The organism is Halomonas sp. LC1 (assembly GCF_030247125.1).
Lineage (GTDB): Bacteria > Pseudomonadota > Gammaproteobacteria > Pseudomonadales > Halomonadaceae > Vreelandella.
Genome location: NZ_JASSPG010000002.1, coordinates 64,049 through 84,931, shown reverse-complemented (window position 1 = coordinate 84,931; position 20,883 = coordinate 64,049). Strand labels below are relative to the sequence as shown.

Sequence of the window (20,883 nt, the reverse complement as noted above, 5' to 3'; positions counted from 1 at the left end):
ACGATGCAATCACTTGACGAAACGGCGCCGCCGATTGATAAAGAGAACACCATGACCGACGTTACCCACGCACCCGTTTTAGATGCCCTTGCTGACGTTTTAAAGCAGCGGCGCCATGCTAATCCAGAAGATTCTTATGTTGCCTCCTTGCATCATAAGGGCTTGAACAAGATACTCGAAAAAGTGGGTGAAGAAGCCACAGAAACGCTGCTGGCGGCCAAAGATGCCGAGCACGGCAGTGACGAGGCCCGTGAAGCGTTGATCGCCGAAACGGCCGACCTGTGGTTTCATAGCCTTGTCATGCTGTCGCACCTAGATCTCGACCATCAGCGGGTACTTGATGAACTCGCTCGGCGGTTCGGTATTTCTGGCCACGACGAGAAAGCGTCCCGATCACAACGTTAACCCTGCTCCGATGAGGAAATGCATATGTTAGGTGGTATCAGTATTTGGCAGTTGCTGATTGTTCTGGGCATTATCATCCTGATTTTCGGCACCAAAAAACTGCGTAACGTGGGCACCGACCTAGGCGGTGCCGTCAAAGGCTTCAAGAAAGCCATGCACGAAGAGGAGAAAGAGGGCGACAAGAAGGACGCCGATCAGCCTCACGCCAAGGTGAGCCACGAAGAAGCGGGCAACACCTACGACGTGCAGGCCGAAGAGAAACGCGCTGCTGCCGACCGCAACGAAGAGCGCAAATAACCCATGCTGGATATCGGCTTTCTTGAACTCATGCTCATTGGCATCGTGGCGCTGCTGGTGCTCGGCCCTGAGCGGCTGCCTAAAGCGGCACGCACCACGGGGCTATGGATCGGCAAGATCAAGCGTACGGTATCCGGCATGCAGCGTGAGATCAGCGCCCAACTGGAAGCGGAAGAGCTGCGGCAGAAGCTGAACGAGCAGCAGAAAAAACTCGACGACAGCCTGAAGAAAGCCAAGCAGGACGTCGAAAGCATTGCCGAGCCACACCGCGAGACGACGGCCAACCAGCAAGCCACCGAGCAGCGCGTGGCCAGCGCCAGCGCTCGTCTAGACGACGCTCTGAAAACGGTGCGGGAAGACGCCCCAGCCACTGACCAGGCCGATCATCAAAAGGATAGCAACCACCAATGAGTATGTCTGGCGATTCCCAGGAGCCGCATAACGACCAAAGCCAAGCGCCCCTCATTGAGCACCTGATCGAACTGCGTTCGCGCTTGATGAAGGCCATCGTGGTGATCCTGGTGGTATTTCTCGGGCTGTACGCGTTTGCGAACGACATCTACAGCTTCGTGGCCGACCCGCTGATGTCGCTGCTGCCGGCAGGCTCGCAGATGATCGCCACCGAAGTGGCCTCGCCCTTCTTGGCGCCCTTCAAGCTGACGCTGGTAGTGGCGGTCTTCATTGCCATCCCGTTCGTGCTGCATCAGGCCTGGGCGTTCGTCGCACCGGGGCTGTACGACAACGAGAAAATGCTGGCCATCCCCATTTTGGTCTCCAGCGTGGCGCTGTTTTATGTCGGTGCGGCCTTCGCTTACTACGTGGTATTTCCGCTGCTGTTTGAGTTCTTCACCCAAACCGGCCCGGAAAACGTCGCGGTGATGACCGACATCAACCAGTACCTTAACTTTGTGTTGAAGCTGTTCTTTGCGTTTGGGGTGGCGTTCGAAATTCCCATCGCGACCTTTCTGCTGATCTTGTCCGGTGCGACCACCGTCGAAAGCCTTTCCAAGAAACGCCCCTACATCATCCTGGGGTGCTTCGTGATCGGGATGCTGCTGACACCGCCGGATGTCATCTCACAGAGCCTGCTGGCCATTCCCATGTACTTGCTTTACGAAGTCGGCTTGCTGTTTGGCCGCTTGGTACGTAAACGCCGCGCAGAGGCCGACACCGACGAGTAAGCGTCATCGCCCTTGCGACGAGCCACTAAAAAGCCTCTGTCATCCCACGATGACAGAGGCTTTTTTCCTACGAGTGGCCCCGCGCACGCGTCCGCGTGACCATCACCCCATCATGTCATCGATACGATCCACCAGCTTGAAAATCCCCGTCGCGGCTTCGCTGATACGCGTGGCGAGCATGTACGCCGGGGTCGTGACCACACGGTGCTCATGATCCACGACGATATCTTCCACGCCACAGCTACGGTGCAGGCCGCCCATGGCGCTGATCGCACCCGCCACGCCCGGATCATGGCCAATGGTGACCGCAATGCCATCGCCCAGCAAGCGCGGTACCATCACCGGGGCAATACACATCAGACCGATGGGCTTGGCATCCTCTTTGAATCCGGCGAGCGCCTCTTTCACGCTCTCCAATACCTGCATGTTGTCGCTCTGCAGGGCGAAATCAGAGAGGTTTTTGGCCACTCCGAATCCCCCCGGCACGATGACCGCATCGAAGTCGTCGGCCTCCAGCTCGGTAATCGGGCTGATATCGCCACGGGCCAAACGCGCGGACTCCTGCAGTACGTTGCGGGTTTCCCCCTCCACCGGCGATTGGTCCAGGTGATTGATCACATGGTGCTGCGCCACGTCCGGGGCAAAGCAGCGATAACCGATGCCCAACTGATCCAAGCGCAACAGCGTCAAGGTGGTCTCGTAGATCTCCGAACCATCAAAGACGCCACACCCCGCTAATACGACCGCTACCTGCTTCGTCATACCTCTCTCCTTATCCAGGCCATCCATGTGGCTGAATGGCTCACTTTAGTCAGTCTCCATCGCTGCCACAAGGCGGCTTTCGCTGCATGGCATGACTGATATACTCACACCAAGCCCTGAACGGGGCACCCACATTGCGATTGCTTGGAGAGAGCCGTTGACTACCTCAACCCCACGCCACTTCCCCGCCACCCGAATGCGCCGCATGCGCCGGGACGATTTTTCGCGCCGCCTGATGCAAGAGTCGACGCTGACGCCCAACGATCTCATCCTGCCGGTCTTCGTTCTGGAAGGCGAGAATCAGCGTGAAGAAGTCGCTTCGATGCCCGGTGTCGAGCGTCTGTCGATCGACCTGCTGATCGAGCAGGCCCGTGAAGCGTATGCCCTGGGCATCCCCGCGCTGGCGCTATTCCCGGTGATTGGCCCTGAGCAGAAAAGCGAGCTGGCCGAAGAGGCGTACAACGCCAGTGGCCTCGTACAGCGCAGCGTGCGTGCGCTCAAACAGGCGCTGCCCGAGCTGGGGATCATTACCGATGTGGCCCTCGATCCTTATACCAGCCACGGGCAGGACGGCATTCTCGATGAGCAGGGGTACGTTCAAAACGATCGCACCGTCGACACTCTGCTCAAACAGGCGCTCTCCCACGCTGAGGCGGGTGCCGACGTGGTCGCGCCTTCCGATATGATGGATGGCCGCATTGGTGCCATTCGCCAAGTGCTGGAGCAGGAGCATCTGCACAACGTGCGCATTATGGCTTACAGCGCCAAGTACGCCTCCAAGTACTACGGTCCCTTCCGTGACGCGGTCGGTTCGGCGGCCAACCTGGGCAAAGCGGACAAGCGCACGTACCAGATGGACCCGGCCAACGGTGACGAAGCGCTGCACGAAGTGGCGATGGACATCGCCGAAGGGGCGGACATGGTGATGGTCAAGCCGGGCATGCCCTATCTGGACGTGGTACGTCGGGTCAAAAGCGAGCTACAGGTGCCCACCTTTGCCTATCAGGTGAGCGGCGAGTATGCCATGCATCGGGCGGCATTCGACAACGGCTGGTTAGAGGCAGAACCGGTGATTTTGGAGTCGTTGATGTGTTTCAAGCGGGCGGGAGCCGACGGCATTTTGACCTATTTTGCCCTGGAAGCAGCGCGCCTTCTTCAGCGCTGAACGTCGCTTATGCCATTAAGATGACAAATCGGTGACACCAGTTTGTCATCTTCCCCCTGCATACTGATTTAATTATCGTTATGAAGCTATGATGGGTAAAAACCACTACTGCGGGGGGCAACCATGGACGACAACGCAACAGATTCCACGTCGACACTATCGTCGACGTTACAGCCCAGTGAGACGTCGAGCAGCGACGTCGATATCGCTCCACTGCGCATCAACCGCACGCCAACCGGGGTCCAAGCCAAAGAGTCGCACACCGAAGCCGACCTGGATGACCCTCAGCTCTACTTCAACCGTGAGCTCTCCCATTTACAGTTCAATATCCGTGTTTTGGAGCAGGCGCTGGACGACGCACATCCACTGCTGAACCGGCTGATGTTCCTGCTGATCTTCTCCTCCAACATGGATGAGTTCTTCGAAATTCGCGTCGCCGGGCTCAAGCATCAAATGGCCCTGGGCGACGACACCACCGCCGCCGATGGCCGCTTACCCAAAGCCGTGCTGGCCGAGATTTCCGAGATCGCGCACCAGCAAATTGCCCGCCAGTACGAGATTCTCAACGATACGCTGCTACCTGCGCTGGAAGCTCAGGGGCTGCGTTTTCGCCGTCGCGACCAGTGGACCGACGCGCAAAAAACCTGGGTGCGTGATTTCTTCGACAACGAAATCATGCCGGTCATCAGCCCCATCGGCCTCGACCCCTCCCACCCGTTTCCACGGCTAGTCAACAAGAGCCTCAACTTCATCGTCGAGCTCGAGGGGAAAGACGCCTTTGGCCGCGCAGGGGGGATGGCGATTCTACCCGCCCCCCGCTCACTGCCACGCCTGATGGCGCTGCCGAAAGAGCTGTGCGCCGAGGGCTTCTCCGAATACGTTTTCCTGTCGTCGATGATTCATGCCCACGCCGAAGAGCTCTTCCCCGGCATGCGCGTGCGGGGCTGCTATCAGTTCCGCCTGACCCGCAACGCGGACATGACCGTCGACCCGGAAGAAGTGTCCGACCTGGCCTCCGCCCTACGCGGCGAGCTGTTGGCCCGTCGCTACGGTAGCGGCGTGCGTTTGGAAGTCGCCGACAACTGCCCCGACGACCTGACCAACTTCCTGCTGCGTCAGTTCGATCTGGAGAGCGGTGATCTTTATCGCGTACAGGGGCCCGTGAACCTGACCCGCATGATGGCCGTGCTGGGCGACGTCGACCGCCCCGAGCTGCTCTACCGCCCGTTCACTCCCAGCGTGCCCAAAGCGCTGAAAGGCAGCAGCCTGTTTAGCGCCATCGCGAAAAGTGACATTCTGCTTCACCACCCCTTCCAATCCTTCTCACCTATCGAAGACTTACTGCGGGAAGCCGCCCGTGACCCCGACGTGCTGGCCATCAAGCAGACGCTCTACCGCACCGGCTCGGACTCGCCCATCGTCACCGCGCTGGTGGATGCCGCCAGCCAGGGCAAAGAAGTCACCGTAGTGATCGAGCTGCGGGCGCGCTTCGACGAGGCGGATAACCTGCAGCTAGCGTCACGTTTGCAAGAAGCAGGCGCGATCGTGATTTACGGCATCATGGCGTATAAGACCCACGCCAAGATGCTGCATATCGTGCGTCGTGAGAAGGGCGAGCTGCGCCACTACGCGCACCTGGGCACCGGCAACTACCACTCCAAAACTGCCAAGCTCTACACCGACTACAGCCTGCTGACTGCCAACACAGCGCTATGCGCCGATGTGCATAAAGTCTTTCAGCAGCTCTCGGGCATGGGCAGGGCGCGCAAGATCGATACGCTGCTGCATGCGCCCTTCACGCTGCACGAGCGCTTAGTCGAGATGATCGATCGGGAAGCGCAGGTGGCACGTAAAGGGAAACGCGGCCATATCATCATCAAGTGCAACTCGCTGACAGAACCCAAGTTGATCAAAGCGCTATACCGCGCCTCTCAAGCGGGCGTGGAGTGCGATCTGATCATTCGCGGCATGTGCTGCCTGAAGCCGGGCATTCCCGGTGTATCCGACAACATTCGCGTACGCTCGATCATTGGCCGCTTCCTTGAGCACACCCGGGTATTCCACTTCCATAACGACGGCAAGCCGGAAATCTGGTGCTCCAGCGCCGATTTCATGTCGCGCAATATGTTCCACCGGGTCGAGACGTGCTTCCCGCTGCTGGATAAGAAGCTCGCCACTCGGGTACGTAAAGATCTAGAGACCTACCTGGTGGATAACTGCCAGAGCTGGCTCTTGCAGAGCGACGGCAGCTACCAGCTGCAGGACCCCGGCAGCGGTGATGCAATCAGTGCTCAGGAAACGCTGCTGTACGCCTACGCCTCGAAGAGCTAATGCAAAAACCCCGCTGCACTTAGCAGCGGGGTAATAAAAGCCGAGTAACACGCTTGGCTTAAGCGTAACGCTGGCGCAGCTGCTCAGCGGCCTCCACCATATTCGCGAGGGCTGGCTCTACCTCGGCCCAGCCACGGGTTTTCAATCCGCAATCCGGGTTGACCCACAGACGTTCGGCAGGGATTTTCTCCAGCGCTTTCTCCATCAGTGCCACCATCCACTCCACCTCGGGAATATTCGGGGTGTGGATATCGTAGACACCCGGCCCGATCTCGTTGGGGTAAGCGAAGTCCTGAAACGCATCCAACAGCTGCATATCCGAACGCGACGTCTCGATGGTGATCACATCGGCATCCAGCGCGGCAATGGCGCCAATGATGTCGTTGAACTCCGAATAGCACATATGAGTATGAATCTGGGTGCTGTCGGCTACCCCTGCGGCACTCAGCTGGAAGCTCTCGACGGCCCAATCCAAATAGCGCTGCCACTCGCTCTGGCGCAACGGCAGCCCTTCCCGCAGCGCGGGCTCATCGATTTGAATGACATGGATACCCGCTTTTTCCAGGTCACACACTTCGTCGCGCAGCGCCAGGGCGATCTGACGGCAGGTGGTGGCGCGGGGCTGGTCGTCACGCACGAACGACCACTGTAAGATCGTCACCGGCCCGGTGAGCATGCCTTTCATCGGCTTTTCGGTCAGCGATTGAGCGTACTCGCTCCAGCGCACGGTCATCGGTGCAGGGCGCGTCACGTCGCCAAAGATGATCGGTGGCTTCACACAGCGGGAGCCGTAGCTCTGCACCCAGCCAAAGCGGGTAAACGCAAAACCGTCGAGCTGCTCGCCAAAGTACTCCACCATGTCGTTCCGTTCGGCTTCGCCGTGCACCGGTACGTCCAAGCCAAGCGCTTCCTGGCGTTCCACCGCATAGGCGATCTCTTCGCGCATCCGCGCTTCGTAGTCCGTCTGACTGAGTTCCCCCGCTTTGAACGCCCGACGAGCGGCACGAATGGCATCCGTCTGCGGGAACGAGCCAATCGTGGTGGTGGGAAACAGCGGCAGTGCCAGCAGCCTGCGCTGGGCCTGCACACGCTGTGCATAGGGCGACTGACGCTGGCTGTCTTGTGACGTGACGGCGGCCAAACGCTCGCTCACAGCGGGTTGGTGGATACGCGTCGATTCCCGGCGCGCGTCCAAGGCGCGGGTTGCTTCGCTCAAACGCTGCTCGTCTTCCGGCGTGGCGCGGTTATCAATCAGTCGCGCCAGCGTGACCACTTCATCCAGCTTCTGGCGAGCAAAGGCCAGCCAAGTCACCAGCTCGGCGTCCAGCTCGGTCTCTTGACGCAGATCGACCGGCACGTGAAGCAGCGAGCAGCTAGGTGCGAGCCACAGCCGCTGTCCCAGTCGCACTTTCAGCGGCAGTAAGCGCTCACGCAGTGCCGCCAAATCGGCCCGCCAGATATTTCGGCCATCCACTAAACCTACCGAGAGCACCTGATGCGGGCTTAACCGATCGATCACGCTCTCCACCTGTTCGGGGGCACGCACGGCATCGATGTGCAGACCCTCTACCGGTAGCCGCGTGGTGAGCGAAAGATTGTCGCCCAGCGCGCCGAAGTAGGTAGCGACCAGCAGCTTCAGCGGAGCGGACTGCAGGCGATGGTAAGCACGCTCGTAGGCCTGCTGCCATGCCAGTGGCAAATCCTGTACCAGCGCGGGCTCGTCGAGCTGTACCCACTCAATGCCCTGAGTCGCCAGGCGAGACAGCGCTTCGCTATATACATCCAGCACGCTATCGAGCAATTCGAGACGGTTAAAATCACTGCCCTTGGTCTTACCCAGCCAAAGCCACGTCAGCGGCCCGGTCAGCGTCACTTTGGGCGTAAAGCCCGCTTTAAGCGCTTCATCTACCTCGTCAAACAGTCGCGTGGAGGCTAAGGTAAATGTCTGCCCTTGATGAAGCTCCGGCACGAGGTAGTGGTAATTGGTATCAAAATATTTAGTCATCTCGCAGGCGGCCGCCGGGGTACCGCTTGGCGCGCGGCCACGGGCCATGCGAAAGGCGGTGTCCAGATCGACACGGCCTGCATTGACCTCGTCTTGGGCGTTAAAGCGCTTGGGTACCGCTCCCAGCATCACGGAAACGTTCAGCACCTGATCGTAAAAAGCGAAATCCCCCACGCTGACCATGTCCAAGCCCGCAGCCTGCTGGGTTTGCCAGTGGGCCAGTCGCAGCGCTTGACCGGCGGCTTCCAGCTCGTCACGGCTGACGTCGCCCTTCCAGTAGGCTTCCGTGACTTTTTTCAGTTCGCGCTGTGCGCCGATGCGAGGATAGCCGAGAATATGAGAAACTGTCATGATGAATCCTTCCAACGTGAATGATTTCACACAGTTTGAGCGCCGCATAAACGTGAATCAAACTAAAGATTTTAATATCAAACATGAAAAATACTCACAATGATTGAATTACGCCATCTGCGCACCCTGCTGGCCCTGCGCGAAACCGGCTCGCTCGTGGAAGCCGCCGAGCGGGTGCATTTGACGCAGTCGGCTCTTTCGCACCAATTGAAAGATCTGGAAAGCCGTGTGGATAGCGCGCTCTTCGTGCGCAAAACTCGGCCAGTGGAGTTCACGCGGGCAGGGCTACGATTGCTGGCGCTGGCCGATGAGATCCTGCCGGAAGTCCGTAAAGCCGAGCGGGACCTGGCTCGATTGGCAGGCACCGAGCAGGGGCGGCTCCACATGGCCATCGAGTGCCATAGCTGCTTTCAGTGGCTCATGCCCACGGTGGATTACTTTCGCGACCACTGGCCGGAAGTGGAGATCGATATTCCCAGCGGGCACCACTTCGACCCGCTGCCTGCGCTTTCCCGAGAGCAGTTGGATCTGGTCATTACCGCCGACCCGCAACCGCTGGAAGGGGTGCATTACGTGCCGCTGTTTCGCTACGAGGGCCTGCTTGCCGTTGCCCGCCAGCACCGCTTCGCAGGGCAGCCCTATATCACCCCGGACGCCCTGGCCGATGAAACGCTCATTACTTACCCGGTGGAGCAGTCGCGGCTAGACGTGTTCACGCAATTTCTGGCCCCGGCCAACGTGCGCCCCAAAGAGATCCGCACGGCAGAACTCACCATCATGATGATGCAGCTGGTCGCCAGTGGCCGCGGTGTGTGTGCGCTGCCCAACTGGGCGCTCACCGAGTATTTGGAGCGCGACTATGTCAGCGCCGTGAAGCTCGGCGACCAGGGCATTTGGAGCACGCTCTATGCGGCCATAAGGGAAGAGAGCGCAGACGCGCCATGGATGCAGGACTTTTTGCGCACTGCGAAAGAGACCTCTTTCGCAGTGCTTTCGGGGATTAAACCGGCGAGTCGCGACGAGGAATCAGCAGCGTAAAGCGCGCGCCGCCCAAGGCAGGGCTGCTGTCCACGGTGACGCTACCGCCGTGGCCAGCCATGATTTTCTGTACGATTGAGAGGCCCAGACCATAGCCGCCGGAGCTGCGGGCACGGCTATCATCCAGCCGCGCAAAGGGTTTGAAGATATCGGCCCGCGCTTCGAAAGGAATCCCCGGCCCGTCGTCTTCCACATCGATACGTACGAGGTGCGGCTCATCCCACAGGCGAATCACCACCTGAGATTTGCCATAGCGGCACGCATTGCCCACCAGGTTCTGTAGCGCGCGCTGTAGATAGCGAGGTTCGGCCAGCAGCTCGATATCAGGCCCCGGCACGAGGGTCAGCTGCTGGCCGCTGTGTAGCGGCGCCAGCGTGTCGATCACTCGCTCGGCCATGGCCCGACAATCGACCAGGGCCATTTCGAGCTCGGCACCGTTGACCGTCTCGCCACCCAAGCGGGCGTAAGTCAAAATTTCGTCCACCAGCTCATCCAGCTCGGCGATATCGGCATCGATGCCCTGTAGCTGGCGCTGAATGGCGGGCTGGTCGGTCATGTCTTCGACCATCTGCACGGCAAAGCGAATACGTGCCACCGGGGTGCGCAATTCGTGAGACACCGCGCGAATCATCTCCTGCTGGCCACGTAACAGGCTCTGCACTTGGTTCGCCATGCCGTTGAAGGCCATTCCCAAGCGGCCTAGAAAGTCCCCGCTCTCCACTTTGACACGGGTTTCCAAGCGCCCGCTGGCGATGCGCGTGGCGGCTAGCTCCAAACGCGCCATGCGCGATTCGATGCTGCGCATGATCAGGTAAACAATCAGGCTAAGCACGACCATCAACGCCACCAGCAGCGGCAAGTGCAAGTTCAGTGGCAGCGTGTCTCCTCGGGAAATCGGGCCTGCTTGAAGCCACTGCTCCGCGTCGTCGGCGTCGTTCGGTAACTGATACAGTAAGGTAATGGAGAGTTTGTCCGACATGAGGCGGGTAATCACCCCGCCCAGGGTGAGTTGAAACTGCTGTTCGGTGGTCAGGTCGTCAGGCAACGCATTGAGCAGACTCAGCGGCCAGCTGCCAGGGCGCAGCCGTGTGAGCGCCGTGAGCCGCTCCTCGGCGGGCATCTCGGCCAGCCATTCGCCCAACAGCACCATGCTGCCCTGCCACTGACGCTCGCTCCAAGACCCAAACGTGGCCTCCAGCATCCACTGCTCACCGCTGCTGGACGTCGGCAGACGCTGGCGCAGTTGCCACGGCTCTTCTGACACCAACACCGTTCCCCGCTCGATGCGCGCTCGCTCGAAATAGCCAAGCGGTGCCTCGCTGAGACTGCGTAGCGCCAGTTGCATACCCAACTGCTCCGAAAACTCCCCAAGCAGGACTTCACGCTCCTCCATGGGCACGTCGGCAAGCTGTTGGGTCATCAAGGACATGGGCAGCGCGGCGAGCTGCTCCCGGTAATCTTCACGGCGTACCTGCTCGATGAAGGAGCGCCCGCCCAGCGCGATGAAAAACACCACGCAGAGCGCCAACCCCAGCAGCAGGTAGAAGCGCAAAAACGTGCCGTGACCAAGCACTCGCCGCATGCGACAACCTCTCTTAGCTGTCCTTGACGAACAGATAACCTTTGCTGCGCACGGTTTTGATGCGGTGCGGCTGATTGGGATCGTCGCCGATCTTGGGTCGTATACGCGAAACGCGCACGTCGATGGAGCGGTCCTGACCGTCGTACTTGATGCCGCGTAGGTCGCTAAAGATCTCCTCGCGGGTCAACACGCGCCCTGCGTTACGCGCCAACAGCCACAGCAGATCGAACTCGGCGCTGGTGAGATCGATACGCTCGCCGGAGAGCCACGCTTCACGGGTGGCGTTGTCGATTTCTAGGTTTTCGAACTTCAGGCGCATCTCACCATCAGGGGCGGGGCCATCGGCACGCCGCAGCAGCGCGCGCATACGCGCCAACAGCACGCGCGGCTGTACGGGCTTGGGCACGTAGTCGTCTGCCCCCATTTCCAGCCCCAGCACTTGATCGAGATCGTCCGTGCGGGCGGTCAGCATCATGATAGGCCCCGCAAAATTGGGTCGCACGCGGCGGCAAATCGCCAAGCCATCTTCCCCCGGCAGCATGAGATCCAAGATCACCAGATCGGGCTGCAGCGTTAAAATGCGATCGACCCCCTTGGCCCCATCCGCTTCCAAAGTGACTTGAAAGCCATTCGCCTCCAGGTAGTCGCGGGTGAGCTCCGCCAAGCGCTGATCGTCTTCGATGATCAGCACGTGGTCCTGGTCGGGGTAGTCGGGGGTGACCGAATCCTGTGCCCCAAGTGCTTGAAATTGCTGTTCCAAGTGATCTACCATCCTTTTTCTTCACTCCGCTTAGGCAGTTTGTATTATCACCCGCTCACCCGTTGCAAAAGCAGGTTGTGATAGCTCCCAGGATACCTTAAAACCTCGCTAACGCCTGCCCCTTGATCAACGTTCGCCGGGCTTACCTTGCTGGGCACCCTGCGCCAGCTTGATTCTTCAAACATCAGGCGCTAATGTGAAGTGGCAAACTGTCGACAATCTGGCAGGAGGAGATCCCTATGGGAGATGGCAAAGCCAAAAGTGTCATTAAACGTGTCTATGTACCCACGCAAGTACGTGACCTGCCCAACGGAGAAAAGCTAAAGATCCCCGGGCACTATAAGGCACCGCCTAGCGATGCCAATGGCGCAATGGATGATTAGCCGCTGTTCACCGCGGTCTATATAGAAAAAAGGCAGGCCACTAGGGCCTGCCTTTTTTATACGCATACTGCCATGACGTTCGCTACCCTTTAGGGCCAAACAAGAACCAAGCAATCAGCCCAACGAGGGGAAATACCAGCAGCGCGATAATCCAAAGCAGTTTGGCCAGCCCACCGGCCGAACTCTTGGCGACTTTTACGATGGCCCATACGACAATGACGAGCCAGATCAAACCTAATAAACCGCCGACTTCGATACCCATGTGTCTCTCCTTGCGTGTTAACGTCCATGAGCCTTCAGCTAAGCACATGCGTGGGCTAAACACAAACGGACGCTAAGGTTCTGGCAGCTTGAGCACCATCTCTCCCCCGCGTATTTCGATGGCTAACTGATTCAAAAAGCTCATGCCCAATAGGACCGTGTCGCGCTCCATACCGGGGCTGATGGAACCCTGCACATTGCGCATGCGTATGCCACCCAACGCCACTTCGTCTAGCTGAGTCAGGTTGCCCTCCACGCGACCATTGGCCGTGTTGAACCAAGCGCGCCGTCCAGGCGCCAAGCCCAGACGCTTGGCCAGCTCGGCAGGCACCGCCACGTAGGTGGCCCCGGTATCCAGCAAAAACGTGACGGGCTCTCCGTTGATGCGACCTGGTGCTTCAAAATGCCCCGCTCGGTTTCGCTTGAGCGTCACCGGGGCGTTATCCGGGGCGGTGTTCATCAGGTGCACATTCGGCTGCCACATCTGCTCCAGGCCGCCTTGAATCCACCAAGTGCCCACTGCCATGAGCAGTACCCAAAATAGCAGCATCATCACGATGCCGCCGCGCTGTGGCCGGTGTGTCACCATCGCTCACCTCGACGCATCAGGCGCTTTTCCAGGCCACCGCTGCCTCACGGCCACGGCGCTCGTTGACGCCTACGCAAATCAGCATGGCCGTTATGAACAGCCCCACACATAAAAGAATAGACGCTTGCAGGCCGATCAGCGTTTGCAATACGCCGAGCATGACGATCCCCAGCACCCCGGCGAGTTTGTTCGCCAGCCCCCAGAAACCGAAAAATTCCGCCGACTTTTCCAACGGCGAGAAGACCCCCACCAGCGCACGGCTCGCCGACTGGCTGGACCCCAAACTCAACCCGGCCAAACAGCCTACGATCAAGAACACGTGCTGTGCTTGCCACTGCCACACCCACTGCTGATTGAGCCATGCGGTCAATGCGGGAGTCGCCCAAATGGCCACGATCGCGGCCACCCACAGAGCCAGGGTCATTTGGTAGGTGTGCTTGGCCCCGAGTTTATCCTGCAGAAAGCCAAACCCGATGGCCCCAGCCGCTGCCGTGATTTGTACGATGATGAACATGATGTTGCGCACGCTCTCATCCCACCCGATCACTTGCGCGCCATAAATAAAGGCAAAGGCGATAATGATGTAGACCCCCGCCATGGAGAACAGCAGAGAGACTAAAAAGATACTTAAATCTTTGAAGTAACGAAGCTCTTGGAACGTGCCCCATAACCGCTGCTGGGCAATGTGACGATAGGAGACACCGTGGGGTTTGGGCACGCCGCGCTCTTTAAGCCATAAGAACGTGGGAAGGGCGGCCACCAAGAAGAAGCCCGCCGCAAACGGCCCCACCCAGCGAATGCGCTCGTAGTTCTCGGCCGTGGCCTCACCCAGCACGACGAGGGTAAACCCAGCCGCTACCAAACCACCGATATAACCCAACGCCCAGCCAAAGCCGGAAATTTTGCCTAGCGCATCCGGCGGCCCCAATTCGGGTAAGAAGGCTGCGATAAACGACTCCCCCATGGAGTAAGCGTAGTTGGAGAGCACGATCAACAAGAGCCCCAACACCACGTAACCCGGCTCGACAAAATAGAGCATCGCCGTCGTCGCCACCGTTGCCATATAGCTAAATAGCAGAAAGCGTTTCTTTTCAGCACGGTAATCCATGATGGCACCGCATAGTGGCGCACTGATCACCACCATCAAATAACTAATGGCGAGGGCAAGACTCCACAAAAAGTTGGCGAGTCGATAACCATCGTTACGATCCCCCACGATGACCGTGGTAAATAGTTCGCCAAACACCACGGTAATAATGAGCAGCGTGTAGGCCTGATTAGCAAAGTCAAACATGGCCCAGCCGAAAATTTCGCGCCGGGTAGCATAGGCAGTGGCATTAGGCATGGCGGGTGCGGACGGCATATCAGCGTTCTCTTAAAAAGAGTCATAAGAGTATCAGTTAGCAGTATCGCACCGCTATCCAGGTCGTTAACAGATTAGAGGTGACAGACACACAAAGTTACTCTAACTTTGCTAGATTCATTTAATAACAGGGACGCAGTTAGATGGCGCATGGCAACGTTATAAAAAAGCGTTTACTCGCCACCCTTTCGCTGCTGTTAGGGTGTGCTGGGGTCACCGCCACTCTGTTTGCCGACCGTATTTTGGCTGACGACTCAACGGCATCGCTGTCATCTCTGACGTTTATCACCGAAGAGTACCCGCCTTACAACTATTTAGACGGTGACCGCATCGCGGGCACCTCCGTCGAGCTACTTCAGGCCATGCTGGCCCAAATGGGCACCTCCCTGGATAAGAGGGAGATACGCTATTACCCCTGGGTACGCGGCTACGAACTCGCCTTGCAGCGGCCAAATACGGTGCTGTTTTCCACCACTCGTACGCCGAGCCGAGAGTCGCGCTTTCACTGGGTAGGCCCCATTGCCCAGGACCATGTGGTACTGCTTGCACGCCAGGGAGCGAACATTCGCGTGACCTCGGTGGACGATGCCGTCGAACAGGGGCTGAGCGTGGCGGTCATTCGCGAAGACATTGGTGCCCAGGCACTGATCGAAGCGGGCTACCCAGACGCGCTGGTGCGACCGGCCATGGATAATCGCAGCGCGCTGCATATGTTGCTTCATGAGCGCGTCGATTTGTGGGCGTACAGTACCGATGTCGCCCAGTGGATTGCCGAACAAGCCGGCTATCCTGCAGAGATCGTGGTGCCGCTCTACACGCTGAGCGAATCTTACCTATACTTTGCGCTGAACCCTGAGACGGACCCGCGTCTCGTTGCCCAGTTGCAGCAGGCCTTCGAGCGCGTCACGTCGCTCTCGCTGGCCACACAGGCAGGTAGCGATGGTTAATCGATCGATCTTTCCCGCCAAGCCCTACTGGCTGGTCATTGCGTTTGGCGCGCTGCTGATGGGCATGAGCCACGCCAGCCGCGCGCAACTCCCGTTTCTCACGATCAATACCGAAGAGTACCCGCCGTTTAATTTTCAAAATGCCCAAGGCGAGGTCGATGGCACCGCCACCCGACAGCTACGCCATGCGTTGGAGAGCGCCGGGATCGAGGCTCGCTTTCGCCTGCTACCCTGGGCACGCGCCTATACCGAAGCAAGGTTGAGGGAGTATCACTGCGTCTACTCCACCACCCGCACTCCCGCCCGGGAACCGCTATTTCATTGGGTAGGGCCGCTGGTGATCAACGAGTGGTCGGCTTTCGGCTTGGTGGAGCGTCAACTGGACCTAGCCGCGCTTACCCACTTACACGAGTGGCGCGTCGGCAGCTTTCGCGAAGATGCCGTTGGAGATTACGTCGCCAGCCAAGGGGTCGACGTGCTGCGCGCGCCCACCGAACGGGAGAACATGGCTCGGCTGGGCGCCGGGCTCGTGGATGTCATCGTCACCGGACGGGCCACCGCTGAACAGCTGGCAGAAGAAGCAAACATCGCCATCGAACACTTGTTCACCTTCTATTACGCGCCGCTCTACCTCGCCTGCCACCCTAGCGTCGAGCGCAGCGTGATCGAGCAACTGCAGCGCCACTTAGACACACCTCCCACCCCCCGTATGGAGCCTCTGCCTTGAGTGTCGCCAAGCCCTCTCTCGCCAGCGGTCGCTTGACGCTCAAGCAGGCACTGCTGACGCTGATGATCGCTATAATGATCAGTTTGGTATCTGGAAGCATCGAGCTGCTTGGGCACGCCAGCAGCATGCGCGAAGACGTGCAAAAGCGCACCCTGCAACAACTGGCCATCGTCAATGGCGCGGCGGCCGAGGCAGCCTTTCAGCTCAATCCCGATTTAGCGCATCAAATCGCCTTTGGCTTGTTCAGCAATAGCGACATCGCTCAAGTGGCGATTCGCGACGATTTTGGCCGGGCGCTGGCGGAGTTCTACCCCTCTCAACCCACGACCACCAGCTGGCTCGGCCAGCGGCTGTTTGGCGATATCGTCGACCATGAGATGCCGCTGCGCTACTACATGGGCAGCGACATGCCCGAAGCGACGGTCGGCCATATCTCGTTGACCCTGGATGCCACCTACCTCACCCAGGAATTTTTAGCGCGGGGCTACACCGTCGTCGGTAGGAGCGTGCTGGAAGCCTTTTTACTGAGCAGCTTGGTCATTGCGCTATTTCATATTTTCATCACGCGCCCGCTGTTGAAGGTACATGCCGCCATCACCCAAACCGACCCGGCGCGCCCAGGCCAGTGGCCCAAACCCACGCTGAAAGGCCACCATGACGACGAGTTGGGCCATTTGGTCGAGAGCTTGGACCACCTACTCAATGCCTTTCAGTCAGGGCTGGAGCAGCGCGACCATCTTCACCAGCTCTCCCAGTACGACGGATTGACGGGGGTGGCCAACCGTCGCCACTTCGATATGTTCATTGCTCAGCAGTGGCAGTGGGCACATCGCGCCAAACGGCCGCTCTCGGTGATCTTCATCGATATCGACAATTTCAAAGAGTTTAACGACCACTACGGCCACGCCATGGGCGACGATACGTTGCGGGCGGTGGCAACGGCGCTGAACCAATGCATCGACCCCAGCCGCGACCTGCTGGCACGCTACGGCGGTGAAGAGTTCATTTGTGTGCTGCCTGGCAAAGCCAGCGGCGAGGCAAAGTGCGTCGCCAACTGTCTGCGCCAGGCGGTTCTCTCTCTTGCCATTCCTCACGCCTACTCCAGCACCCACTCCCACCTGACGGCCAGCATGGGCGTGGCCACCATGACGCCCGAGCAGCCGCTCAGCACCGACGACCTGCTCGGTCTTGCCGACCAGCAGCTCTATCTGGCCAAACGGCGCGGGCGTAACCGTGTCGAGATACACGAACGCCCGGCGTAGCCGGGCGTTTTTTTGCTCTCCATGGGCACGTCGTCACAACAGCCAGTGGGCAATCACCGCTGAGATCCCTACTACCATGGCAGTGACCACCGCGATGGTGACGATGCGATCTAGCCAGCGGTCGAAGGCAACCCCTTTGGGCTGCCTTCGCGTTGCCCCGTGACGTCCCTGTCGAGCCATTAGCACGCTGTTTCCATGGGTGCTTCCTCTATTGAAGCCGTTGTTTAACTATTGATGCGCCGGTTGACCACGCTGGGCGCACGGCGCAGCCGCTCCTCTTCACCAAGCTGCTCGGCTTCGAACGCATCGGCCCCTACCGGGGTTTCACCGTGGCGACGGTAGAGCTGGGTCAGCATGGCTTTGCGGTCTGCGCGCAGTTCGCGCACCAGCACGATGACCATCATATACAGAATGAAGGTAAACGGTAGCGCTGAGAGCACGGCGGCCGACTGCAATCCAGACAGCCCCCCAGCCACGATGAGCGTCAGACAGATCGCCGCAATAAGTACCCCCCACACTACCCGCTTATAGAGCGGCGGATTGATGGAGCCGTTGTCGGTCATCTGCGCCACAATATACGAAGCGGAGTCGGCTGACGTCACCAAGAAGATGAAAATCAGCAGCATGGCCACGACGGACAGCACCCCGGAGAACGGCATGAGATCGAACATCTCGAACAGGGCAACGGTGATGTTGGCCTCGGTCGCGGCCGCCAAGCCAACATCGGCACCGCTCATCTCCAGGTTGAGTGCGGCACCGCCAAATACGCCGATCCACAGGCACGCCAAGAGCGGCGGCACGAACAGCACCCCGAAGACGTACTCTTTGATGGTACGGCCACGGGAAACCCGCGCAACGAAGGTGCCAACGAAAGGCGACCAAGCAATGACCCATGCCCAATAGAAGATGGTCCAGCTACTGGCCCACTGATTGTCGCTGTAGGGCGAAATTCGCAGGCTCATGCCAATGAAGTTCTGAAGATAGTCACCGATCCCGAGCGTGATGGTCTCAAGAATGGCAATGGTCGGGCCAGTGAACAGTACGTAAAGCATCAGGCCAATACACAGCGCCATGTTCAGGTTGGAGAGCCGTTTAATGCCTTTATCGAGTCCTGACCAGGTCGACGCCATGTACGCACAAAACATCACGAAGAGAATGACGAATTGCCAAAACCCGTTCTCCGGCAGGCCAAAGACCGCGTTGAGACCGCCGTTCATTTGTAAGACGCCAAGCCCCAGCGACGTCGCCACTCCCATGACGGTGGCCACCACGGCAAAGACATCCAACCAAGACGCATAAGGGCGAATACGAGGATGCTTGGCCGTGACCGACGACAACACTGACGACACCAGCCCCGCCTGCCCTTTACGGAATTGAAAGTACGCAATGATCAGCCCGACGACAGAGAACGCTGCCCACTGGTGAATCCCCCAGTTGAAGTAGCTGTACTGGATGGCGTAGCGAGCAGCCGCTTCGCTCTCGCCGGGCACATCTCCGTAAGGCGGATTGAGGTAGTGCGTCATGGGTTCCGCCATGCCGTAAAACACCAAGCCTACCCCAAAACCTGCCGCCAGCAGCATGCTGATCCAGGAGAAAAATCCGTAGCTCGGCGTACTGTCCTGTGGGCCCAGGCGCACTTTGCCGTATTTACTCAGTGCCAGGCCAATCAGAAAAACGACAAAGCCAAACACTGAAAAAAGATAAAACCAGCCAAACAGTTCGGTGATGGATGTCAGCGCCGACTCCGCTGCGTTACCAAACGCTTCTGGAAAAGAGGCCCCCACCACCACTAAACCGAAAATAATCACAGCCGATGCGATAAACACCGACTTACCTCCATGGTTTGTCATAGCACCACCCTGGTTAATGAACAACATACGTTCATAAAAGTCATCGCTTATTAACGCTCATCGATAGCAGCTCATAAAACATTAGCTCATAACAACATGACGCATAATGTTAGTGCACTCGTTTAAACCTTAACATTCAATGCTAACGATCGCATGTTAAGTCATTAAGTCAGCAAATTAGTCAATCCTAATTGATTCTTATGACGGCCCTTTGAATAGAAGACCGAAGAAACAGTGAACTTGCTCGTGGTGCGAGGTTCCAAAGGAAGCAAACGAACGATGGAGGCTTTCATGCCACAGATGAATCGCGAACAACGTAATGCCGCTTGGCAGGCTGCCCACCAGTGGCGCGCCCGCGCTGCTCAGACACAGCCCAACGGTCTCATGGGCAGTCTCAAACTGCTGCTGACGTGGCTTGCGTTTGGCGCGCTGATGATCGTTGGCGTCGTACTTGGCCTGTTTTTCCTACTCGTTGGCTGGGCGATGATGCCGTTTGTTCGCCACAAGATGAAAAAACGCATGGAGCAGATGCGCGCCGATCAGGCGCAAGACATTGGCGGCGGCTATGCAAGTGAACGGCCCACCGGGCAGCAGGATGCGCTCGAAGGGAGCTACGAAGTCAAAGAGGAGCCTCGCCGCTCATCTCGCTACTAGTGTGTCGTTAGGCCCCCAACACCGCCAGCTGCCGCTACGGGGGCGGCTGGATCCAGGCAAATGCCGCGGCCAACGTTAGCGGCATGACGATCAAGCTGCCTAAGTTGCCAATCAACACCAGCGACGCCACCTTGTGCGGTGCCAGCTGGTACTGCTCCGCCACCAAGTAATTCAATACGGCTGGCGGCAGTGCGGCAAACACGAGCAGCGTGGCCGTCTGCAGCGGCGTCAGCGGCATCAGCCACATGAGCGGGAGCGCCACGATGAGCCCGGAGAGTGGGCAAAGCACGGCTCCCAACAAGCCCGTTCGCCAATCACTAAAGTCGATCTCCAGCAGGCGCACGCCCAGGGCAAACAGCATGAGCGGAATACACACGCCCCCCAGCATATGCATGGCTTCCAGCAGCCAGCCCGGCAGCGGCACGCCCCCAACATTGACCAAAAGCCCCGCCACACTGGCCGCGACGATAGGCATCTTCAACATTCTCCACAGCGACGTGCGCGGGTCGAGCATGTAAAGCCCCACCGAAAAGTGCAGCAGCATCTCCACGATGAAGACCACCACCGCCGCTGGCAGCGCTTCCGGCCCAAAGGCCAGCACCAGCAGCGGCACCCCCATGTTGCCGGAGTTATTGAACATCATCGGTGGCAAGAAGACCTTTTTGTCCAACCCCAGCCACTTCACCACGGGCCATAGCACGACCCCTGACCCCAGCACCACCAGCGCGGCCGCGCTGGCGAGCCACGCGTACTCCGCCAGCGGCGCTTGGCGGTCGGCCAGTACCGCAAATACCAGCAGAGGAACGAACAGCTCCATATTGAGGGTGTTCAGACTGCGTATATCGGGCGTGCGGAAACGTCCATAGGCGGCACCGCTGCCGGCAATCAAAAATACCGGCAGCAACGTGGCTAGAATGTGACCGATCATTGGTAAGACGCCTCATTCTGAGGCCGTGCAGACGGGTGAGTG

At 58.8% G+C, this 20,883-nt stretch carries 21 protein-coding genes; 11 read left to right on the top strand and 10 right to left on the bottom strand.

What is annotated here, in order from left to right; all coding sequences use genetic code 11:
* Nucleotides 1–51 precede the first annotated feature (51 nt).
* Genes QIT27_RS03305 through tatC form a run of 4 tightly spaced genes read left to right on the top strand, consistent with a single transcriptional unit; the run spans nt 52 to nt 1,883 of the window.
* Nucleotides 52–405 carry a phosphoribosyl-ATP diphosphatase gene (locus QIT27_RS03305; RefSeq protein WP_285262883.1) on the top strand — a complete coding sequence of 118 codons (354 nt, stop codon included), beginning with the start codon at nt 52–54 and terminating at the stop codon, nt 403–405.
* Between the two features lie 24 nt (nt 406–429).
* Complete coding sequence (tatA, locus tag QIT27_RS03300; RefSeq protein WP_159343165.1) at nt 430–702, top strand: Sec-independent protein translocase subunit TatA; 273 nt, start codon at nt 430–432, stop codon at nt 700–702.
* 3 nt (nt 703–705) lie between these two features.
* Nucleotides 706–1,113, top strand: a complete 408-nt coding sequence (tatB, locus tag QIT27_RS03295; RefSeq protein ID WP_285262882.1) for a Sec-independent protein translocase protein TatB — start codon at nt 706–708, stop codon at nt 1,111–1,113.
* Nucleotides 1,110–1,883 (top strand): twin-arginine translocase subunit TatC, encoded by a 774-nt coding sequence (gene tatC / locus QIT27_RS03290; protein WP_285262881.1) that lies wholly within the window; start codon nt 1,110–1,112, stop codon nt 1,881–1,883. Before tatB ends, tatC begins: the two co-directional genes overlap by 4 nt.
* A gap of 102 nt (nt 1,884–1,985) precedes the next feature.
* Here tatC and elbB read toward each other — a convergent pair whose 3' ends face one another.
* On the bottom strand, nt 1,986–2,645 hold the full coding sequence (gene elbB, locus QIT27_RS03285; RefSeq protein ID WP_159343168.1) for an isoprenoid biosynthesis glyoxalase ElbB: 660 nt from the start codon (nt 2,643–2,645) through the stop codon (nt 1,986–1,988).
* Nucleotides 2,646–2,802: 157 nt separating this feature from the next.
* Here elbB and hemB point away from each other — a divergent pair, with 157 nt between their 5' ends.
* Both hemB and ppk1 read left to right on the top strand, forming a co-directional pair.
* Nucleotides 2,803–3,810, top strand: coding sequence for a porphobilinogen synthase (gene hemB, locus QIT27_RS03280; protein ID WP_285262880.1), 1,008 nt, complete (start codon nt 2,803–2,805; stop codon nt 3,808–3,810).
* A gap of 123 nt (nt 3,811–3,933) precedes the next feature.
* Nucleotides 3,934–6,141 carry a polyphosphate kinase 1 gene (ppk1, locus tag QIT27_RS03275; RefSeq protein WP_253017486.1) on the top strand — a complete coding sequence of 736 codons (2,208 nt, stop codon included), beginning with the start codon at nt 3,934–3,936 and terminating at the stop codon, nt 6,139–6,141.
* 58 nt (nt 6,142–6,199) lie between these two features.
* On the opposite strand, the gene metE is transcribed toward ppk1, so the two are convergent.
* Nucleotides 6,200–8,497, bottom strand: coding sequence for a 5-methyltetrahydropteroyltriglutamate--homocysteine S-methyltransferase (metE, locus tag QIT27_RS03270; RefSeq protein ID WP_285262879.1), 2,298 nt, complete (start codon nt 8,495–8,497; stop codon nt 6,200–6,202).
* A 99-nt stretch (nt 8,498–8,596) separates the two neighbouring features.
* Between metE and QIT27_RS03265 the strand changes: the two genes are divergently transcribed.
* Nucleotides 8,597–9,535, top strand: a complete 939-nt coding sequence (locus QIT27_RS03265; RefSeq protein ID WP_159343171.1) for a LysR family transcriptional regulator — start codon at nt 8,597–8,599, stop codon at nt 9,533–9,535.
* Here the strand turns inward: QIT27_RS03265 and QIT27_RS03260 are convergent.
* The 5 genes from QIT27_RS03260 to QIT27_RS03240 form a co-directional block, all read right to left on the bottom strand.
* Nucleotides 9,498–11,117, bottom strand: coding sequence for an ATP-binding protein (locus QIT27_RS03260; RefSeq protein ID WP_285262878.1), 1,620 nt, complete (start codon nt 11,115–11,117; stop codon nt 9,498–9,500). The genes QIT27_RS03265 and QIT27_RS03260 overlap by 38 nt on opposite strands.
* 13 nt (nt 11,118–11,130) lie before the next feature.
* Nucleotides 11,131–11,889 (bottom strand): winged helix-turn-helix domain-containing protein, encoded by a 759-nt coding sequence (locus tag QIT27_RS03255; protein WP_285262877.1) that lies wholly within the window; start codon nt 11,887–11,889, stop codon nt 11,131–11,133.
* Nucleotides 11,890–12,342: 453 nt separating this feature from the next.
* Nucleotides 12,343–12,522 carry a PLDc N-terminal domain-containing protein gene (locus QIT27_RS03250; protein WP_139526324.1) on the bottom strand — a complete coding sequence of 60 codons (180 nt, stop codon included), beginning with the start codon at nt 12,520–12,522 and terminating at the stop codon, nt 12,343–12,345.
* Between the two features lie 72 nt (nt 12,523–12,594).
* Entirely contained in the window at nt 12,595–13,110 is a 516-nt protein-coding gene (locus QIT27_RS03245) for a retropepsin-like aspartic protease family protein (RefSeq protein WP_159343174.1), read from the bottom strand.
* A 16-nt stretch (nt 13,111–13,126) separates the two neighbouring features.
* The gene (locus QIT27_RS03240) at nt 13,127–14,473 is read right to left on the bottom strand and encodes an MFS transporter (protein WP_285262876.1); all 1,347 of its coding nucleotides are present in this window, start codon (nt 14,471–14,473) and stop codon (nt 13,127–13,129) included.
* A gap of 143 nt (nt 14,474–14,616) precedes the next feature.
* On the opposite strand from QIT27_RS03240, the gene QIT27_RS03235 reads away from it, so the two are divergent.
* From QIT27_RS03235 to QIT27_RS03225, 3 genes are read left to right on the top strand one after another with little or no spacing between them, the layout of a single operon-like run.
* Entirely contained in the window at nt 14,617–15,420 is an 804-nt protein-coding gene (locus tag QIT27_RS03235; protein ID WP_285262875.1) for a substrate-binding periplasmic protein, read from the top strand.
* Entirely contained in the window at nt 15,413–16,147 is a 735-nt protein-coding gene (locus QIT27_RS03230; protein WP_159343176.1) for a substrate-binding periplasmic protein, read from the top strand. The genes QIT27_RS03235 and QIT27_RS03230 overlap by 8 nt, the downstream gene beginning before the upstream one ends.
* Nucleotides 16,144–17,409: a GGDEF domain-containing protein gene (locus QIT27_RS03225; protein WP_285262874.1), complete on the top strand. Its 1,266-nt coding sequence runs from the start codon at nt 16,144–16,146 to the stop codon at nt 17,407–17,409. The genes QIT27_RS03230 and QIT27_RS03225 overlap by 4 nt, the downstream gene beginning before the upstream one ends.
* A gap of 33 nt (nt 17,410–17,442) precedes the next feature.
* Here the strand turns inward: QIT27_RS03225 and QIT27_RS03220 are convergent, their stop codons facing one another.
* On the bottom strand, nt 17,443–17,589 hold the full coding sequence (locus QIT27_RS03220) for a hypothetical protein (protein ID WP_167520885.1): 147 nt from the start codon (nt 17,587–17,589) through the stop codon (nt 17,443–17,445).
* 44 nt (nt 17,590–17,633) lie between these two features.
* A complete protein-coding gene (locus tag QIT27_RS03215; protein ID WP_159343177.1) occupies nt 17,634–19,259 on the bottom strand; it encodes a BCCT family transporter in 1,626 nt (541 codons plus the stop codon).
* Nucleotides 19,260–19,550: 291 nt separating this feature from the next.
* Here QIT27_RS03215 and QIT27_RS03210 point away from each other — a divergent pair, with 291 nt between their 5' ends.
* On the top strand, nt 19,551–19,913 hold the full coding sequence (locus QIT27_RS03210) for a hypothetical protein (RefSeq protein ID WP_285262873.1): 363 nt from the start codon (nt 19,551–19,553) through the stop codon (nt 19,911–19,913).
* Nucleotides 19,914–19,947: 34 nt separating this feature from the next.
* Here QIT27_RS03210 and QIT27_RS03205 read toward each other — a convergent pair whose 3' ends face one another.
* Nucleotides 19,948–20,841, bottom strand: coding sequence for an AEC family transporter (locus QIT27_RS03205; RefSeq protein ID WP_285262872.1), 894 nt, complete (start codon nt 20,839–20,841; stop codon nt 19,948–19,950).
* Between the last annotated feature and the right edge of the window lie 42 nt (nt 20,842–20,883).

Bases quoted from the DNA above. Each gene is read 5' to 3' on its own strand.
- QIT27_RS03305 (WP_285262883.1), top strand. From the start codon at position 52: ATGACCGACGTTACCCACGCACCCGTTTTAGATGCCCTTGCTGACGTT.
- tatA (WP_159343165.1), top strand. From the start codon at position 430: ATGTTAGGTGGTATCAGTATTTGGCAGTTGCTGATTGTTCTGGGCATT.
- tatB (WP_285262882.1), top strand. From the start codon at position 706: ATGCTGGATATCGGCTTTCTTGAACTCATGCTCATTGGCATCGTGGCG.
- tatC (WP_285262881.1), top strand. From the start codon at position 1,110: ATGAGTATGTCTGGCGATTCCCAGGAGCCGCATAACGACCAAAGCCAA.
- elbB (WP_159343168.1), bottom strand. From the start codon at position 2,645: ATGACGAAGCAGGTAGCGGTCGTATTAGCGGGGTGTGGCGTCTTTGAT.
- ppk1 (WP_253017486.1), top strand. From the start codon at position 3,934: ATGGACGACAACGCAACAGATTCCACGTCGACACTATCGTCGACGTTA.
- metE (WP_285262879.1), bottom strand. From the start codon at position 8,497: ATGACAGTTTCTCATATTCTCGGCTATCCTCGCATCGGCGCACAGCGC.
- QIT27_RS03265 (WP_159343171.1), top strand. From the start codon at position 8,597: ATGATTGAATTACGCCATCTGCGCACCCTGCTGGCCCTGCGCGAAACC.
- QIT27_RS03260 (WP_285262878.1), bottom strand. From the start codon at position 11,117: ATGCGGCGAGTGCTTGGTCACGGCACGTTTTTGCGCTTCTACCTGCTG.
- QIT27_RS03255 (WP_285262877.1), bottom strand. From the start codon at position 11,889: ATGGTAGATCACTTGGAACAGCAATTTCAAGCACTTGGGGCACAGGAT.
- QIT27_RS03250 (WP_139526324.1), bottom strand. From the start codon at position 12,522: ATGGGTATCGAAGTCGGCGGTTTATTAGGTTTGATCTGGCTCGTCATT.
- QIT27_RS03245 (WP_159343174.1), bottom strand. From the start codon at position 13,110: ATGGTGACACACCGGCCACAGCGCGGCGGCATCGTGATGATGCTGCTA.
- QIT27_RS03240 (WP_285262876.1), bottom strand. From the start codon at position 14,473: ATGCCGTCCGCACCCGCCATGCCTAATGCCACTGCCTATGCTACCCGG.
- QIT27_RS03235 (WP_285262875.1), top strand. From the start codon at position 14,617: ATGGCGCATGGCAACGTTATAAAAAAGCGTTTACTCGCCACCCTTTCG.
- QIT27_RS03230 (WP_159343176.1), top strand. From the start codon at position 15,413: ATGGTTAATCGATCGATCTTTCCCGCCAAGCCCTACTGGCTGGTCATT.
- QIT27_RS03220 (WP_167520885.1), bottom strand. From the start codon at position 17,589: ATGGCTCGACAGGGACGTCACGGGGCAACGCGAAGGCAGCCCAAAGGG.
- QIT27_RS03215 (WP_159343177.1), bottom strand. From the start codon at position 19,259: ATGACAAACCATGGAGGTAAGTCGGTGTTTATCGCATCGGCTGTGATT.
- QIT27_RS03210 (WP_285262873.1), top strand. From the start codon at position 19,551: ATGCCACAGATGAATCGCGAACAACGTAATGCCGCTTGGCAGGCTGCC.
- QIT27_RS03205 (WP_285262872.1), bottom strand. From the start codon at position 20,841: ATGATCGGTCACATTCTAGCCACGTTGCTGCCGGTATTTTTGATTGCC.